The organism is Kitasatospora cathayae (assembly GCF_027627435.1).
Lineage (GTDB): Bacteria > Actinomycetota > Actinomycetes > Streptomycetales > Streptomycetaceae > Kitasatospora > Kitasatospora cathayae.
The window spans coordinates 574,594-590,589 of the sequence record NZ_CP115450.1 but is presented as its reverse complement, the minus strand read 5'-3'; the positions used below and the strand labels follow the sequence as shown (position 1 = coordinate 590,589).

Here is a 15,996-nt window from a genome sequence, read left to right as displayed (position 1 = left end):
CCGATTCCTGGCCGGGCGGGCCGGCCCCGCCCGCCGCCCCACCGGCAACGGAGGCCCGTGGACGAGCCCTTCGCCATCGCCGTTCGCACCCGCACCCGGAGTCGGGGTAGGCCCGGGGAGGACGCGCCCCCGTCATTCGCCCTGGACCGGGTGACCGTGCGCCGGGCCGGGCGACTGCTGCTGGACGGCCTCTCGGCGCGGATCCCCGGCGCCACGTGCACGGCGCTGGTCGGACCGTCGGGGGCGGGCAAGTCGACGCTGCTGCGGTTGCTGAACCGGCTGGTGGAGCCGACGTCGGGTGTCGTCCGCTTCCGGGACGCGCTGCTGCCGGAGCTCGACGTGCTGGAACTGCGCCGCCGGGTCGGGCTGGTCGGCCAGCAGCCGGTGCTGCTCACCGAACGGGTCGTGGACGACCTGCGGGTGGGCCGCCCGGACCTCGGGGAGGACCAGGCCGCCGTGCTGTTGGAGCGGACCGGCCTGCCGGCCGGGATGCTGACGCGGGCCACGGCCGGGCTGTCCGGTGGCGAGGCCCAACGGGTCTGTCTGGCTCGGGCGCTGGCCGTCGGTCCGGAGGTGCTGCTGCTCGACGAGCCGACCTCGGCCCTGGACGAGGAGAGTGCGCGGGCGGTGGAGCACACGATCAAGGACCTGGTCGCGGACGGGCTCGCGGTGGTGCTGGTCAGCCACAACGCGCCGCAGGCGCGCCGGGTCGCCGACCACGTCCTGGTCCTGCGCGGCGGCCGTCTGGTCGCCTCGGGACCGGCGGACCGCGTCGACTACCTCCGGAAGGGAACGTGAACACGGCCGTACCGAGCTGGGCCGGGGTCGCCGCCTCCATCGCCCTGGTGCTGCCGGCGATCGCGGTGGCGTGGCACCGGCGACTGCACCTGGCCCGGGACATCGCCGTGGCCGCCGCACGCGCCGGCGTCCAACTCGCCGCCGTCGGCGCGATCCTGCTCCTCGTCCTGCAGCACACCGGTGTGGCCGGGGCAGCCGGCTGGCTCGCGCTCATGGTGATCACGGCCGGGCGCGTCTGCGCGGGCCGCTCCGCCGGGATGCCCCGCGCGCTGCCGATCGCCACCACCGCGGCCGCCGTCGGCTCCGCCGCGACCCTCGGGGTGCTGCTCGCCCTCGGGATCATCGCCCCCCAGGCCCGGGTGGTGATCCCGGTCGGCGGCATGGTGGTCTCCGGCGCGATGCAGGCCACCAGCCTCGTCCTGGTGCGCCTTCGCGACGAGGCCCGCACCGCGCGCCCCGCCATCGAGGCCCGCCTCGCCCTGGGCCTGCCCGCCGTCGAGGCCTTCGCGCCCCATCTCCGCTCGACCCTGCGCACGGCGCTGATCCCCGCCGTCGACGCCACCAGGACCGTCGGGCTGATCAGCCTGCCCGGTGCGATGACCGGCCTGATCCTGGCCGGTGTCGACCCGTTCACCGCGATCCGCTACCAGATCGTGGTGATGTACATGATGCTGTCCGCCGCCGCCCTGGCCGCCCTCACCGCCTCCCACCTGGCCGAGCGAGCCCTGTTCGACGACGTCCACCGGCTACGGCCGCTCACCGCCGGTATCCGACGATGACATCCGGTTCCCCGGGGCGCATGAGTCTCCGCCACCGGGAAAGAAGCCTTCCGTGGGCAAAGCACGAGGGCGCACGCCCGTCGCGTCCGACGGCCGGCTGGGCCCGCCCGGCGAGCACCCCGGCCTCAGCGACCCGGCCTACGTGCGGCGGCGCCGGGCCATCGCCGCCGCGGCCCGCGGACATCGCGTAGGCGATCCCGCGCCGTCGGTCGACTACAGCGCGAGCGAGGACCGGACCTGGCGCGCCGTCCACCGCGCGCTCTGGGCGGCCCAGGGCGAGCACGCCTGCCGCGCCGTCCTGGACGCCAGACAGCAGGCCCCGATTCCCGCCGACCACATCCCGCAGCACGCCGAGGTCGGACCGCGGCTGCGGCGGATGACGGGTTTCGAGTTCACCCTCGCGGGAGGAGTCGTCGCCAACAAGCGGTTCCTCGGCTCCATGGCCGACGGCTACTTCCACGCCGTGCAGTTCGTCCGCCACCCCGCCCTACCGCTGTACACGCCCGAGCCCGACATCATCCACGACGTCCTCGGCCACGGGATCCACCTGTCCTGCCCGACCTTCGCCGACATCTACCGCCTGATCGGAGAGACGGCCAGGCGGATCGACGACGCGGACGTCCTGCAGATGATCAGCGACGTCTACTGGTTCACCCTGGAGTACGGGGTCCTCGAGGAGGACGGCGCGCCGAAGGCCTACGGCGCGGCCCTGCTGTCCTCCTACGGGGAGATCCGGCGCCTGGGACTGCCCCGGGTCCGCGCGTTCGACATCGGGGCGATACTCGCCACCCCGTACGAGATCTCCGGCTACCAGCCGGTCCTCTTCAGCGCCCGCTGCCTCCACGAGGTCGCCGACACCCTCCACGGCTTCCTGGAGAAGCTCGACGACGAGAGCGCGCCGCGCTTCGGCCGGTCCCCCGCCCGGACGCGCTCGTCCGGTGGGACCTGATCGTCAAGGCCGTGGAGGCTCACACCGACTCCGTTCGGGTGGTTCCGTATGCGCAGCGGTGGCCCGGTGCCGGGCGTGAAGGGTGGCACGGCCGAGGAACCGCTCCCATGGAACCGATGCTTCGTCAGTACCGCCAGCGGACGGCCTCGATGACCTCCGCATCCGTTTGCATCGCGAACAGCTCAGCCTCCGCGCGCCGGACGGCCAGCACGGTCTCGTACAGCTCGGGCCCCAGCGCCTGCCGCAGCACGGACAGGCGCTGTTCAACAGCAAGCGCCTCTACGCGACCTTCGTCACGCTCGGCCTCGACCACCCCGCACGCCCGCGCCCCTGGATCTCCCCGACCTGATCGTCAGTGGTTCAGCCCTCCAACCCGGCCTGTACGGCGGGGCCTACATGCGGCGGGTGGCGACCCGGCTGGGCCTCCGGGGGGATCCCGGTGAGACTCCGATCAGCCATCTGGTCTCCTGCACGCTGGACCCCTGGCTGACCGACACCGAGCGGGGCGACTTCATCCCCGTGCTGCGCGAGGCGCTGGCCGAGGGGGTGCGGGCGGCGATCCGCGAGGTGTTCCCCGAGCCTGCCGGGTGACCATCGACGACCACGCTCCCGGCGCCTTCGCCGCCGGGCGGTGACCCCGAGCGGCTGAGCACGTGCGGTGCGTTCTCGGGCGATCCCGGGGGTACGGCCTGGAGTCGGGGCGGTTGGACAGGGGGAGGATACTGGCATGGATCGGTTTTCGAGTGCCTTCGCGGAGGACCGATGCGCCGGGACGGACGGGCCGGGGACTTCTTACTCGCACTGCTGAGCCGGGACTGGCTGGGCGTTCCGGTCGCGGTGCTGGTGGCGGGGGTGGGCGGCGTTCTCGTCGCAGTGGGCCCCGGGTGGGCGGTGGCGCTCGGTGCTCTGGCGATGGCCGTCGGTGTGCTGCTGGCGGCGGGAGCCGTGCGGCACCTGGTGCTGGTGGCCCGGGAGGCGCGGGTGAATCCGCCGCCGGGGCGGTTGGTGGACGTGGGCGGCCACCGGATGCACGTCCTGGGCGAGGGCGAGGCCGGGGGCGGGCCGACGGTGGTCTGGATGCCCGGCGGGCACGCCCCCGGTGAGGACTTCCGCGAGCTGCACACGATGCTGTCGGCCCGGGCCCGGTCGGTGCTGGTCGACCGTCCCGGGACGGGCTGGAGCGATGTCGGGCCCTTCCCGCGGACGACGGCGGCCGAGGCGGAGGAGCTGCCGACGGCGCTGGAGGCGGCGGGGGAGCGGGCCCCGTTCGTGTTCGTCGGACATTCCTTCGGCGGGTTGCTGGTCGCGAACGTGGCCAGGCGCCGGCCGGATCTGGTGGCCGGCCTGGTGCTGCTGGATCCGACGCCCCTGGAGGTGATCGCCTTCGCGCCGCCCAACCGGCGGCTCGCGGCGATGCGTCGCGGCCTCCTGCTGGCGGCGACGCGGCGGTTGTTCGGCGGCCGGGGCGGGCGGACGGCGCACCTCTGCTCCGCCGCGTCGGCCTTCGACGAGCTCACGCCGTCCGGCCTGGCGCGGGTGGGCTGGGAGACCGTGGTGTACGACGGGGACCTCGGCGACCTGCCCCTGGTGCTGGTGATACCCCGGGATCTCATCGGCGGTGAGGCGGTGCTGGCCGGCGCCCGGGACGCGGCCGAGGCCGAGCGGATCAGCCGCTTCTACCTCCGCGGCAGGGTCCGGTACCTGGCGGCGTCGACGGCGTCCCGGCTGGTGCACACGCCGGAGGGGACGGGCCACGACTTCCCGCACGAGGCGCCCGAGTTCGTGGTCGGCGTGGTCGGGGACCTGGTGCGCGAGCTGCGGGTGGTCAGCCCATGACCGTCCGCGCGGAGTCCGCCCGGACCGGGCGGCGGCGGGAGAAGGCTCCCAGGTCCACGACGTTGCCGGTGTGGTCGCAGCGGTACCGGACCGGGTCGGCGTCGTGGTCGTGGCCGGCCTCGACCAGGTCGATCAGGGTCGCGAGGAAGCGGCCGACCAGCGGGGCGTTCTTGAACTGGTTGCCGCTGGTGCCCATGGCGACGTAGTAGCCGTCGAGGGCGGTGCGGTCGTAGATCGGGGTCCAGTCGTCCGCGACGTCGTACACCCCCGCGACCCCGAGCGGTCGGTTGGGGACGCCGATCGCCGGGAAGCGGCGGGCCGCTCTGGTCACCTGGGCACGGAAGCGCCGGGTGGTGGGGCGGGGATCGGCGGAGTCCGGGTCGTCGATCCACTCGGGCGGGTCGCAGTCCGGCTGGGTGCCGCCGATCAGGAGGCGGCCGCCGGGGGCCGTCCGCAGGTAGGTGCCGAGGTCGAGGTCGGCGACGACGGGTGCGGACCCGCTCGGCGCGGGGACCTGGTGGACCTCCTCGCGCAGCGGGCGCACGCCGACGGTGAAGTCGCTCCCGACTCCCGCGAGGCGGTTGAGGCCGCCCGACCACGGACCGGCGGCGTTGACCACGACCGGTGCGGCGATCCGGGTGCCGTCGGACAGGCGGACGCCCGCCACCCGGTCCGCCTGCCGGTCGACGGCGACCACGGCCCGGTGGAACAGGAACCGGGTGCCCAGCTCGCCCGCCGCGTCCGCGAGGTTCTGGGCGGCGAGCTGCGGGTCGTCCACGAACCCGGCGTCCGGGGTGAACAGCGCGCCGAGCTCGCCGGTCGGGCCGGCGAAGAAGGCGTCGTCGTCCACCGGCTTCGGCGGCCAGTACCGGCCGGGGTCGATCCCGGGCAGGTGCCGGCGCAGCGCGGTGGTGTCCCACCGCTGGTACGGGACGCCGGCGCGCTCGAACAGGGCGGTGACCTCGGAGGGTTCGGCGGGTGGGGAGTCGAGCAGGACGGCGCCGGTGCGGTGGAAGGCCGCGAGCGGGCGGCGGCCGGTGAGTCGCAGGTGCTCGGGCCAGGCCGTCCAGAGGTGCCGGGACTCCCAGGCGGTGGCGACGCCGTCGAAGGTGGAGTAGTTGAACCGGACGATCGCGCTGGAGGCGCTGGTGGAGCCGTGGCCGGGGGCGCCCGCCTTGTCGACGACGACCACCAGTCGTCCGGTGCGGGCGAGTTCGAGGGCGATGGCCGCGCCGATCACCCCGGCTCCGACCACCACGGCGTCCGGCTGGCGGGTGGTCATCGCTGCCCCCTCAGGCGCGGCACGGAGTCGAGCAGTGCCCTGGTGTACCGGTGCCGCGGGTTCCGCAGCAGGGTCTCGGTGGCGGCGGTCTCGACGATCCGGCCGTGCCGCATGACCGCCACCGCGTCGGAGACGTGGCAGACCGCGGGCAGGTTGTGGCCGATGAACAGCATCGACAGGCCCAGCCGCCGCTGGAGGTCGCGGATCGTGTTGAGGACGGACGCCTGCACCGAGACGTCGAGGGCCGAGGTGATCTCGTCGGCGATCAGCAGGCCCGGTCCGACGGCCAGGGCGCGGGCGATGGCGACCCGCTGACGCTGGCCGCCGGACAGCTGCCGCGGCAGCCGGTCCGCGAGCCTGGGGTCCAGACCGACCAGGCCGAGCAGGCCGGTGACGCGCTCGGCACGGCCGGTCCGGTCGAGCCGGTCGAACACGGTGGCCGCCTCGACCAGAGTCTGGCGGACCGTCATCCTCGGGTCCAGCGCGGTGTCCGGGTCCTGGAGGACGACCTGGACCAGCCGGCCGAGCCGGCGCCGGTCGCGGACGGTGCGGACCCGGACCTCCCGGCCGTCGACCAGGACCCGGCCCGCGTGCACGGGGGCGAGGCCGACGACCGCCCGGGCCAGGCTGGACTTGCCCGAGCCGGACTCGCCGACCAGCCCGAGCGTGCTGCCGGACGGCACGTCCAGCGAGACGCCGTCCACGGCGGTGACCGGGCCGCGCGGGCCGTGGTGGCGGACGGTGAGGTCGCGGAGCCGAAGGTCGGTCATGAAGCCGCCACCTCGGCCGGCACCGGGTTCCAGCAGGCGACCCGCTGTACGGCGTCGAGGTCGTCCATCGGTGGCGCCTGCTCGGCGCAGTGGCCCAGCCGGCGCGGGCAGCGGGGTTCGAAGGGGCAGCCGGGGGCGGGGGCGAGCGGGTCGGGCGGTGCGCCGTCCACCGTCGGCAGCGGGCGGTCGCGGTCCGCGGCGAGGTCCGGCACCGAGGCGACCAGCGCCCGGGTGTAGGGGTGCCGGGCGCCGGTGGCGAGGCGGTCGGCGGGCAGCGCCTCGACGATGGTGCCCGCGTACATCACCAGGACGCGTTCGCAGAACTCGCCGACCAGCGCGATGTCGTGGCTGATGAACAGGACGGCGGTGGCGGTCTCCTGCCGGAGGTCGGCGAGCAGCCGGGTGATCTGCCGCTGCACGGTGACGTCGAGCGCGGTGGTCGGCTCGTCGGCGATGATCAGCCCCGGCCTGAGCATCAGCCCGGAGGCGATCATCACCCGCTGGCGCTGGCCGCCGGAGAGCTGGTGGGGGCGCGAGCGCAGCAGCGCGGGGGGCAGGCCGACCCGGCGCAGGGCGCCGACGGCCTGGGCGGTGGCCTGGGCGCGGCTCGCGGTGCGGTGGGCCCGGACGGCCTCGGTGAGCTGGGTGGAGATCCGCAGGGACGGGTTGAGCGCGGAGGCGGGGTTCTGGAACACCATCGCCAGGCCGGTCGCGAGGTGGCGGTGGCGCTGCCTGGGGGGCAGGGTGGCGAGGTCGGCGCCGAGCAGGCGCAGGGTCCGCCGGGTGATCCGGGCGCGCTCGGGCAGCAGGTCGGCGATGGCGAGCGCGGTGAGCGACTTGCCCGAGCCGGACTCGCCGACCAGTCCGACGATCTCGCCCGGCCGCAGCGCGAGGCTCACTCCGTGCACCGGCCGGATCGTCCCGTCCGGGGTGGGGAGTTCGACGCTGAGGTCCTCGACCTGGAGCACCAGGCCCTCCTCGGCGGGCCCGCTCGGGGCGGGCGGTGGCGCGGGTGTCCGGTCCACCGGGCCGCGCCGGGCGACGCGGCCCGCCAGCACCTCGCCGAGCAGCTGGAAGGTCAGGGCCGCGTAGAGGATGGCCAGGCCCGGGGCGAGCGCGGGCAGCGGGTCGGCGTAGATCCGGTCGAGCCCCTGGTTGAGCAGCTGTCCCCAGTCGTAGGCGGGTGGCTGGACGCCCAGGCCGAGGAAGCTCAGCCCGGAGAGCGCGACCAGTGCCGTGCCCGCCGCCGTGGTGGTGGCCAGCAGCAGCGGCTCGGCGATGTTGGGCAGGACGTGCCGCCACAGCAGTCGGTGCCGGCGCAGGCCGAGGACCCGGGCCGCGGCGAGGTGGTCGGTGCCGGCCACCGCGGCGGCGAGCGTCTGGGCGAGCCGGGCGAAGCCGGGGACGCCGGCGACGGCGAGGGCGAGCACCGCCCCGCCGGCGCCCGCGCCGAACACGACCGCGAGGAAGAGCGCGATCAGCAGCGCGGGGAAGGCGAGCAGCAGGTTGACCAGCGCGGTGAGCAGCCGGCGGGCGCGGCGGCCGACGACGGCGGTGGCCGCGCCGAGCAGCACGCCGCCGGTGGCACCGAGCAGGGTGGCGGCCAGCGCCAGCAGCAGGGAGGGCCGGGTGGCCGTCAGGACCCGGGCGAGCACGTCCCGGCCGAGGTCGTCGGTGCCGAACGGGTGGGCCGCGGACGGGCCCCGCAGCACCGCAGAGGGGTCGGGCCGGCCGGCCGCCGTTCCCCAGAGCAGCGGGGCGGCCAGCGCGAGGACGACCAGTGAGGCCAGCATCACCGCGGAGATCCAGGCCGTCGGTGAGCGGAGGTACCGGCGGGGAAGGGACATCTCAGCTCTCCCGGATCGTCGAACGGGGGTCCAGCACCGCCAGCAGCACGTCGACCAGCAGGCCGGCCAGCAGCACGGTGGTGCCCAGGATCAGCACCATCGCCTGGATCACCGGGTAGTCCTGGGTCACCACGGACTGGGCCAGCGCCGATCCGATGCCGGGCCAGGCGAACACCTTCTCGACCAGTACGGTGCCGGCGATCAGCGCGGGCAGCAGGCTCCCGGCGACGGTGAGCGCGGCGGTGGCCATGTTGGGCGCCGCGTGCCGCAGGTAGCGGCGGGTGGGGGACAACCGCTTGCTCCGGGCGGTGCGCAGGTAGTCCTCTCCCAGCACCTTCATCGCCTCGACCCGGACGATACGCACCAGCACGGCCGTCGGCGCGAGGGCGAGGGCCAGGACCGGCAGTACGAAGGACTCGGCGCCGGCCGCTCCGGCCACCGGCAGCAGTTGGAGGCCGACGGCCAGCAGGGCGGTGAGCCCGGCGGCCAGGACGAAGTCCGGCACCCCGGCCAGGCCGGCGGTGACCACGGTGAACGCCAGCTCGCTGCGCGGGTGCCGGCCGTCGCGGGTGCGGACGGCGGCGAGCAGTCCGCCGGGCAGGGCGACGGCGAGGGTGACCAGGAAGGCGAGGCCGGCGATCTCCAGGGTGGCGGGCAGCCGGGTGCGGACCAGTTCCGCGACCGGCGTGCCGGTGACCAGCGAGGTGCCGAGGTCGCCGTGCAGCAGGCCGTCGAGGTAGTGCCGGTACTGGGACGGGAAGGGTGCGTCCAGGCCGAGTTGGTGGCGGCGGGCGGCCACCAGGGCCGGGGCGGCGTCCACGCCGAGGGCGGCGCGGACCGGGTCGCCGGGGACGAGCCGGACCATCGCGAACGAGGCGGTGAGCACCACGGCGAGGGAGACCGCCAGCCGGGCCGTGCGGCGGGCCAGGAAGGCCGTCCACGGGTGGCGCGCAACGTGGCGGAGGGACGACACGCCGGGCCCCCGGTTCATCGGTGCAGCCGGATGCTGGTGGGGACGAGTTGGCCGCCGAAGGTGGTGGCGAAGGTGGTGCGGTAGCCGTACACGGTGCTCCAACCGTCGGCGATCGGCAGGGCGTCGGCCGAGCGCAGCAGTGCGGCGGCGGCCCGGTTCCAGGTGCCGCAGCCGGTGGTGTCGGGCTCCCGGAGCGCCTGGGCGACCAGGGTGTCGTACTCGGGGTTGCTGACGGCCGCGAAGTTGAGGCCCCGGGCGGGGGTCGGACCGGAGAAGAACGGGATGAAGCCGACCGGCAGGGCGAAGCCGGGGGTGCTGCCGACCACGACGTCGAAGTCGGCGGTCTGGTACATGGCGTTGACCAGGGCGGGCAGGCTCTCGGTGACCAGCTCGACGTCCGCGCCGAGCGCGGTCCAGGTGCGGGCCATCAGCTCGGCGGCGGGCGGCAGGGTCGGGCCGAGGTCCGGACTGGTGATCAGCCGCAGCCGCAGCCGGTGGCCGTCCTTGCCGAGCGGGCCGGTGCCGGTGCGGGTCCAGCCGGCGGCGCGCAGGGCCTCGGCGGCGTCCTGCGCGGGCAGGTTGGCGGCGGCGAGGTCGGCGTGGCAGACGGCTCCCTCGGCGCCGAAGTCGGTGGCGGGCCGGCCGGTGCCGCCGACGGCGACGTTGGCGAGGCCCTGGCGGTCGAGCGCGGCCACCAGGGCGCGGCGCACCGCCGGATCGGCGAGGGCCCGGCCGGGGCGCTGGTTGAAGAAGGTCAGCCCGACCACCGTCGCCACGTCCTCGGTGGCCAGGCCGTGGCCGGCGAGCCGGGCCCGGTCGGGCCCGTTCACGCTCGCGATGTCGACGCCCCCGGTGAGCAGCAGGTTGGCGGCGGTGGAGGCCTGGGCCACCACGGAGAGGACGATCCGGTCCGGCAGGCCGGGCGCGGCGGTGGTCGCCCCGCCCGGGCCCCAGGCGTAGCCCGCCCGGACGGTGAACTCGTAGGGCCCGCCGGGGGAGTAGCGGGTGAGCACGTACGGGCCGGTGCCCTGGGTGGTGCGGTCCAGCGCCTCGGGCCGGTCCAGGCCGGCGGGGCAGACGATCGGCAGCAGGCCGAGGGTGCGGGTGAGGAACGGGAAGGGCGCGGCGGTGGTGGCCGACACCGTGCCGGCGCCGTCGTCGGCCTTGGTGGTGAAGGGGACGTTCGGCAGGACGGTCTGGGCGCCGGCCAGCTGGTGGGCCGGGTCGCCCGCGTAGTCGAGGGCCCGGGCCACGGCGGAGGCGGTGAGCGGGGTGCCGTCGGAGCAGGTGATGCCCGCGCGGAGGGTGAAGGTGGCCGTGGTGGTGGTGGCCTGCCAGGAGGAGGCGAGGCCGGAGACCACGGTGCCGTCGGGTGCGATGTCGACCAGCGAGTCGTAGGCGTAGCGGGCCTGACTGGCGCCGAAGGCGGAGTACGGGTCAAAGCTCGGCGTCTCGCTGGACTCGGCGATCCGGACGGTGCCGTGGTCCACCAGGGGGGTGGTCGTCGAGGAGGTGGCGACGCCGCCGCAGCCGCTGAGCGGGAGGGCCGCGGCGGTGAGGGCGGCCGTCAGGGCGACCGGCGGGGTGCGTCGGGGCATGGCGTCATGGTGCCACCGGTCTTGGCCGTGGCGAGTCAACTGACGTGTACGGAACGCGCGTTCGAACGGTTCGGAGCGTCCTGGCGGCCTGGTCGGGAGCCATCGGCGGCGGCCGGGGCGGGTGATCATGATTCACCCGTTCGAGGGGTGTCGCAACCGGGGCGTCCTGGGCCGGGCCGCCCGGTGGTCGGTCGTCGCCAGGATGGTCCGCATGACGAACGAAACGGGCCGGGAGATCGGCCGACTGACGGACCGCTACTGGGAGTTCCTGCTGGCGCGCGACCCGATGCCGAGGGTCCGCCAGGGGCTCCCGGTCGAGACCTTGCCGGGGGCCTCGCTCGCCGAGGCCGAGGAGCGGGCGCGGTTCGCCGGGGGCGTGCTGGACCGGGTGCGGGTGCTCGGGGGCCCGGAGCCGTCCGGCGCCGACGCCGACACCGTCGCGTTCCTGGTCGGACTGGCCGAACAGGAGCTGCGCGCGTACCGGCACTACTGGCTGACGCCCGCGGCCACGCCGTATCGGCTGTTCCCGCTGTCGCTGTACACCGATGCGGTGCTGCGCGCCTTTCGCTTTGCCGAACCGCCGGACGCCGAGCGGTACTTGGGGCTGGTGCGGGAGCTGGCCGGGGTGGTCGGCTCGATCTGCGACAAGGTGGTGGGGCAGGCGGTGCGCGGCTTCCGGGTGCCGGCCCCGGCGCTGGCCGGAGCGCGCGCCACGCTCGCGGGCCTGAGGGAATCCGTCCCCCGCCGGGTGGAGGTGGCCGAGGACCGGATCGACGCGCTGGGGCCGAGGGCTCGCGGGCAGCTCCGGGACGGCGTACGGCGGCTGGTGGAAGGCGAGTTGACACCGGCCTTCGACCGGCTGCTCGCCGTCCTCGACAACCCGGCCTACCTGCTCGCGGCCCCGCAGGAGGTCGGCTGGGCACGGTACGAGGGCGGCGAGGAGGCGTACCGGGACTTCGTCCGGACCCACACCGGGGGCGACACCGCGCCCGAGCGGCTGCAGGAACTCGGCCGCGAACAGTGCCGCGAACTCGCCGAGCGGATGCGGGAGGTGCGCGCGACGCTGGGCTTCCACGGCTCCGAGGCCGAGTTCCACGAGCGGCTGCGGACCGAGCCCCGGCTGTACGCCCGGACACCGGCGGAGGTCGAGGCCCGCTACCGGAGCCATCTCGACCGGCTGGCCCCGGTGCTGCCGCGCTGGTTCGCCATCCTGCCGGCCGCCCCGTACGGACTGGCCCGGCTGGACCCGGCGCTGGAGCCGGGGATGACCTTCGGGTACTACGAGGCGCCGACCGCCGCCGACCCGGTCGGGCGCTACCGCTACAACGGCTCCGACCTGGAGCGGCGGTCGCTGCTCGGCTCGGCCTCGCTGATCTACCACGAGCTGGCGCCGGGCCACCACTTCCACCTCGCCCGGCAGGCGGAGAACCGCACACTGCCCCAACTGCGCCGGGAGGTCGCCGAGTTCGGCGCGTTCAACGAGGGCTGGGCGGAGTACGCGGCGGGCCTGGGCTGGGAGGCGGGCCTCTACGAGGACCCGTGGGACGCCTACGGGCGCCTCGCCCAGGAGCGGTTCACCGCGCAGCGGCTGGTGGTCGACACCGGGCTCAACCTCGGGACGATGGGGCTGGCGCGGGCGCGGGACTTCATGCGCGCCAACTCGACCGAGGCGGACGGCCAGATCGCCTCGGACCTGCTGCGCTACTCGACGGATCTGCCCGGGCAGGCGCTCTCCTACCGGGCGGGCTTCCTGGAGTTCGGCCGGCTGCGGGCCGACGCCGAGGCGGAGTTGGGCGCCGGTTTCGAGGTGCGGGCCTTTCACGAGGCGGTGCTGGGGGGCGGGGCGCTGCCGTTCCCGGGGCTACGGCGGCGGGTGGTGCGGGAACTCGGCACCCATTGAGTTTGATGATCAGGTAATTGCGTCACCAAGTGTTCGAGTGTGTGACGATTTCAGGTCACACCGGACGATCACGAACACTCGCATGAGTGAACCCGCCGGAAGCCGTTTGGCTCGGGCGGACATGGTTCGACTACGGTGGCCACGAGATCGGGTGGTGCGTGCCGGTGTCCGGGAATTCGGTTCGGTAGGTGAATTCCGGATTCCGAGGTGGAATGCTTTCGTCCGCCCGGCTGCGTCCTGCTCCGGTGTTCGCAGTGCCCGGGTTCCCTGTCATACGTATGCGTAGAGAGGATGGAGCATCATGCCGCCCGTAGTACCGCCCTTCCTGGTCGGCCTCATCGTCGCCCCCCTGGCCAAGCGTCTGCTGAAGCCCTTGGTGCGTGGGGTCGTCAAGACGTCCGTCGGCATCGCGATGGAGGTGAAGAAGGCGGCCCACGAGGCCGGGGAGAACATCCACGACCTCGCGGCGGAGGTGGCCGCCGACATGGTGGCCGCTCAGGTCGCCGCCGGTGAGACCGGAGGCCGCTCCGGTGACGGCCAGCGCGCCACCGGCAGCGGCGGCCCGAACGGCGCCAAGGACGAGCCCGCCGACCGCACCGAGGGGGATGCGAGGACCCCGAAGATCCGCGCGACCGCCGGCGCCGGCGCGGGCGCCGTCGCCGGAAAGGCGCACTGACGGCCCGTGAGGACCCGCGGCCGCCGCCAGGCGCGCAAACCGATCGATTTCGACGGAATGCGCCCGGGCGGCGGCCGATCGCAGGGCCGTTCGGCCGCACAGATCCGCCATTCAGAAATTCCCGCTCCGTCGCGGTAGTCCGTCGTGTCCGTGACGGTTGCTCCGTGACCTCCGCAAACAGGTGATCGTACACATGCCATCGCTACTGGGTGCCGCAGCCGGATTCCGTTCGGTGGAATTGGACGCGAGCCCGCGCTCGGTCATTCCTGGCCGCCAGCGCTGGGACGTCAGGCTGGTGCTCGGACGGCCCCGGACGGCCGAATTCCTCGCCGCCGTGCTGCGCCGCGTTCCCGGGATCACCGAGGCCCGGGCCAACCCGGTCACCGGCGGGGTGCTCGTCCGGCACGACGCGCGGGTGCGCGCCACGGACGTCGGCCGGATCGTCCGCCGGGCCGTCACCCTGGTCGCGGAGGACCCGACCGGAGCGGGACGCCCGGCACCGGGCCGGCCCGGTGCCGCACCGGCCCCGCGGGCCGACCGCGGCCTGGTGGTGCGACCGGTGCTCGCCGTCGGCGGCGGGGTCGCGGCCGGGATCGCGCTGATCAAGGGCTCGGCGTTGAGCAGGCAGCTGGTCGCGGTGGGCGGGGTGGCCGCGGCGACCGCGGCCGTCCTCCGCAAGGCCTGGCGCAGAACCGTCGACGCCGCCCAGGAGGCGGCCGGGCCCGGCGCCGGACGCCACCCCCTGCTGGAGATCGTCGGACCGCACCGGGCCCGCCTCTACCGGGCGGCCGCGCTCTCGGTCTCCTGCCAGGTCTCGGAAATGGCGCTCGGCACCTTCCTCGGCTGGACCGGACTGGTCCTCATCAAGGGCGAGGCGGCGCCGCTGGTCAGCCTCGGCCTGACCACCGCGTCCGCCCAACTCTGGGGCCTGGCAGGCCTGGTGGCCGTCGCCTGCGCCGCCGTGGCGGGCCTCTCCTACCACTCGAACCTCCAGTGGCGCCGGCTCGGCCAGGACATCGAGCACGACTGGCGCAGCCACACCTACCGGCACGTCCAGCACCTCGAACTGGGGCACCTGGAGGGCGAACGGACCACCCGGGTGGCCGGCGCGCTCACCGACGACGTCGGCCAGCTCGGCGCCTTCTTCGCCGGCCCGGCCAACGACGTGCTGCAACTCGGCACCAGCCTGGCCCTCCTGGTGCCGGCCTTCCTGCTGCTGGCGCCGCAGATCGCCTGGATCGCCTTCCTGCCGATCCCGGTCATCGCCTGGCTGTCGCTGCGCCACCAGGACCGGGCCGCGGCCGACTACGCCGTCACCGGCGAGCGCCGGGCCAGGCTGGGCAGCCAGGTGATCAACTCGCTGGAAGCCAGTGCGACCGTCAAGAGCTTCTGCACCGAGGACCACGAGGCCGGACGCATCGACGAGTTGAGCGAGGCGGCCCAGGAGAGCACCCGGCAGACCGACCGGAGCACCATCCGCCACGCCGAGACCGTCCGGGCCTGCACCACCGCGTCGATGGCCGGCACCCTGCTGATCGGCGGCCGTTCGGTGCTCAACGGCACCCTGCGCTTCGAGGTGTTCAGCCCGCTGATCGGGCTGCCCCAGATGCTGCTGATGCGGATGAGCCGGCTCGGCGGCATCGTCGACCAGTACCAGCGCACCCTCTCCTCCTACGACCGGGTCCATCGGCTGCGCGCCCTGCCCGTCGAGGCCGACGGCAGCGACGGGACGCTCGACCTCGCCGAGGTGCGCGGCGAGCTCGTCCTCGACGGGGTCACCTTCGCCTACCCCGGCCGGCCGGCGGCCCTGGAGGACCTCTCGCTCACCTTCCCGGCCGGGCGGGTGACCGCCCTGGTGGGCGCCACCGGCTCCGGCAAGACGACGATCGCCAAACTGCTGATGCGCTTCCAGGACGCCGAGTCCGGCAGCGTGCTGCTCGACGGACAGGACGTCCGGGACCTACGGCGGCACGACCTGCGCCACGCCATCGGCTTCGTCGCCCAGGACCCGTTCCTCTTCGACGGCAGCATCGCCGACAACATCCGTTACGGCAGCTTCGAGGCCTCCGACGAAGCCGTCGTGCAGGCCGCCACCATGGCCGAGGCGCACACCTTCATCGCCACGCTGCCGGACGGCTACGACACCCTGATCGGCGAACGCGGCGCCGCGCTCTCCGGCGGCCAGCGGCAGCGGATCGCCCTGGCGCGCGCGATCCTCAAGGACTCGCCGGTCGTCATCCTCGACGAGGCCACCTCCGCCGTGGACAACGAGACCGAGGCGGCCATCCAGCGCACGCTGCGGCTCTTCGCGGCCGACCGGACGATGGTCGTCATCGCCCACCGGCTCTCCACGGTCCGCCACGCCGACCGGATCTACGTCCTGGACAAGGGTGGCGTCGTCGCCGAACAGGGCACCCACGACGAACTGCTCGCCCAGCACGGACTCTACGCGTCCCTCTGGCAGCTCCAGGCCGGCGAACTCGCCGCCTGACCCAGCGAGCCGCGCCCGCCCGCCGGCCGACCGCGTGACCACACCGCGGTCGGCGCGGCCCGGTGCGTCCTGCCACCAAGCCTGCCCACACTCCCGG

The 15,996-nt window shown here is 74.7% G+C and carries 14 protein-coding genes; 8 read left to right on the top strand and 6 right to left on the bottom strand.

Annotated elements, in window-relative coordinates:
* The first annotated feature begins 57 nt into the window (after positions 1-57).
* From O1G21_RS02760 to O1G21_RS02750, 3 genes are read left to right on the top strand one after another with little or no spacing between them, the layout of a single operon-like run.
* Positions 58-798, top strand: coding sequence for an ABC transporter ATP-binding protein (locus tag O1G21_RS02760; protein WP_270140428.1), 741 nt, complete (start codon positions 58-60; stop codon positions 796-798).
* Positions 795-1,577 carry an ABC transporter permease gene (locus O1G21_RS02755; RefSeq protein WP_270140426.1) on the top strand — a complete coding sequence of 261 codons (783 nt, stop codon included), beginning with the start codon at positions 795-797 and terminating at the stop codon, positions 1,575-1,577. The genes O1G21_RS02760 and O1G21_RS02755 overlap by 4 nt, the downstream gene beginning before the upstream one ends.
* 52 nt (positions 1,578-1,629) lie before the next feature.
* Positions 1,630-2,526, top strand: a complete 897-nt coding sequence (locus O1G21_RS02750; protein WP_270140424.1) for a phenylalanine 4-monooxygenase — start codon at positions 1,630-1,632, stop codon at positions 2,524-2,526.
* Positions 2,527-2,650: 124 nt separating this feature from the next.
* On the opposite strand, the gene O1G21_RS02745 is transcribed toward O1G21_RS02750, so the two are convergent.
* Positions 2,651-2,839, bottom strand: a complete 189-nt coding sequence (locus tag O1G21_RS02745) for a hypothetical protein (protein WP_270140422.1) — start codon at positions 2,837-2,839, stop codon at positions 2,651-2,653.
* Between the two features lie 92 nt (positions 2,840-2,931).
* On the opposite strand from O1G21_RS02745, the gene O1G21_RS02740 reads away from it, so the two are divergent.
* Complete coding sequence (locus tag O1G21_RS02740; protein ID WP_270140420.1) at positions 2,932-3,117, top strand: hypothetical protein; 186 nt, start codon at positions 2,932-2,934, stop codon at positions 3,115-3,117.
* A 171-nt stretch (positions 3,118-3,288) separates the two neighbouring features.
* On the top strand, positions 3,289-4,362 hold the full coding sequence (locus tag O1G21_RS02735; RefSeq protein WP_270140418.1) for an alpha/beta fold hydrolase: 1,074 nt from the start codon (positions 3,289-3,291) through the stop codon (positions 4,360-4,362).
* Here O1G21_RS02735 and O1G21_RS02730 read toward each other — a convergent pair.
* The 5 genes from O1G21_RS02730 to O1G21_RS02710 are packed head-to-tail and all read right to left on the bottom strand — an operon-like array spanning position 4,352 to position 10,832.
* Positions 4,352-5,644 (bottom strand): NAD(P)/FAD-dependent oxidoreductase, encoded by a 1,293-nt coding sequence (locus O1G21_RS02730; RefSeq protein WP_270140416.1) that lies wholly within the window; start codon positions 5,642-5,644, stop codon positions 4,352-4,354. The genes O1G21_RS02735 and O1G21_RS02730 overlap by 11 nt on opposite strands.
* Positions 5,641-6,414: an ABC transporter ATP-binding protein gene (locus O1G21_RS02725; RefSeq protein WP_270140414.1), complete on the bottom strand. Its 774-nt coding sequence runs from the start codon at positions 6,412-6,414 to the stop codon at positions 5,641-5,643. The genes O1G21_RS02730 and O1G21_RS02725 overlap by 4 nt, the downstream gene beginning before the upstream one ends.
* Positions 6,411-8,261, bottom strand: coding sequence for a dipeptide/oligopeptide/nickel ABC transporter permease/ATP-binding protein (locus O1G21_RS02720; RefSeq protein ID WP_270140413.1), 1,851 nt, complete (start codon positions 8,259-8,261; stop codon positions 6,411-6,413). Before O1G21_RS02720 ends, O1G21_RS02725 begins: the two co-directional genes overlap by 4 nt.
* 1 nt (position 8,262) lies before the next feature.
* Entirely contained in the window at positions 8,263-9,252 is a 990-nt protein-coding gene (locus tag O1G21_RS02715) for an ABC transporter permease (RefSeq protein WP_405000579.1), read from the bottom strand.
* Positions 9,249-10,832 carry an ABC transporter substrate-binding protein gene (locus tag O1G21_RS02710; protein WP_270140410.1) on the bottom strand — a complete coding sequence of 528 codons (1,584 nt, stop codon included), beginning with the start codon at positions 10,830-10,832 and terminating at the stop codon, positions 9,249-9,251. The genes O1G21_RS02715 and O1G21_RS02710 overlap by 4 nt, the downstream gene beginning before the upstream one ends.
* A 211-nt stretch (positions 10,833-11,043) precedes the next feature.
* Here O1G21_RS02710 and O1G21_RS02705 point away from each other — a divergent pair, with 211 nt between their 5' ends.
* From O1G21_RS02705 to O1G21_RS02695, 3 genes are all read left to right on the top strand, one after another.
* A complete protein-coding gene (locus O1G21_RS02705) occupies positions 11,044-12,732 on the top strand; it encodes a DUF885 domain-containing protein (protein WP_270140408.1) in 1,689 nt (562 codons plus the stop codon).
* Positions 12,733-13,033: 301 nt separating this feature from the next.
* Positions 13,034-13,408 carry a DUF5132 domain-containing protein gene (locus tag O1G21_RS02700; RefSeq protein WP_270140406.1) on the top strand — a complete coding sequence of 125 codons (375 nt, stop codon included), beginning with the start codon at positions 13,034-13,036 and terminating at the stop codon, positions 13,406-13,408.
* Positions 13,409-13,640: 232 nt separating this feature from the next.
* A complete protein-coding gene (locus O1G21_RS02695) occupies positions 13,641-15,899 on the top strand; it encodes an ABC transporter ATP-binding protein/permease (RefSeq protein ID WP_270140404.1) in 2,259 nt (752 codons plus the stop codon).
* The last annotated feature ends 97 nt before the right edge of the window (positions 15,900-15,996 follow it).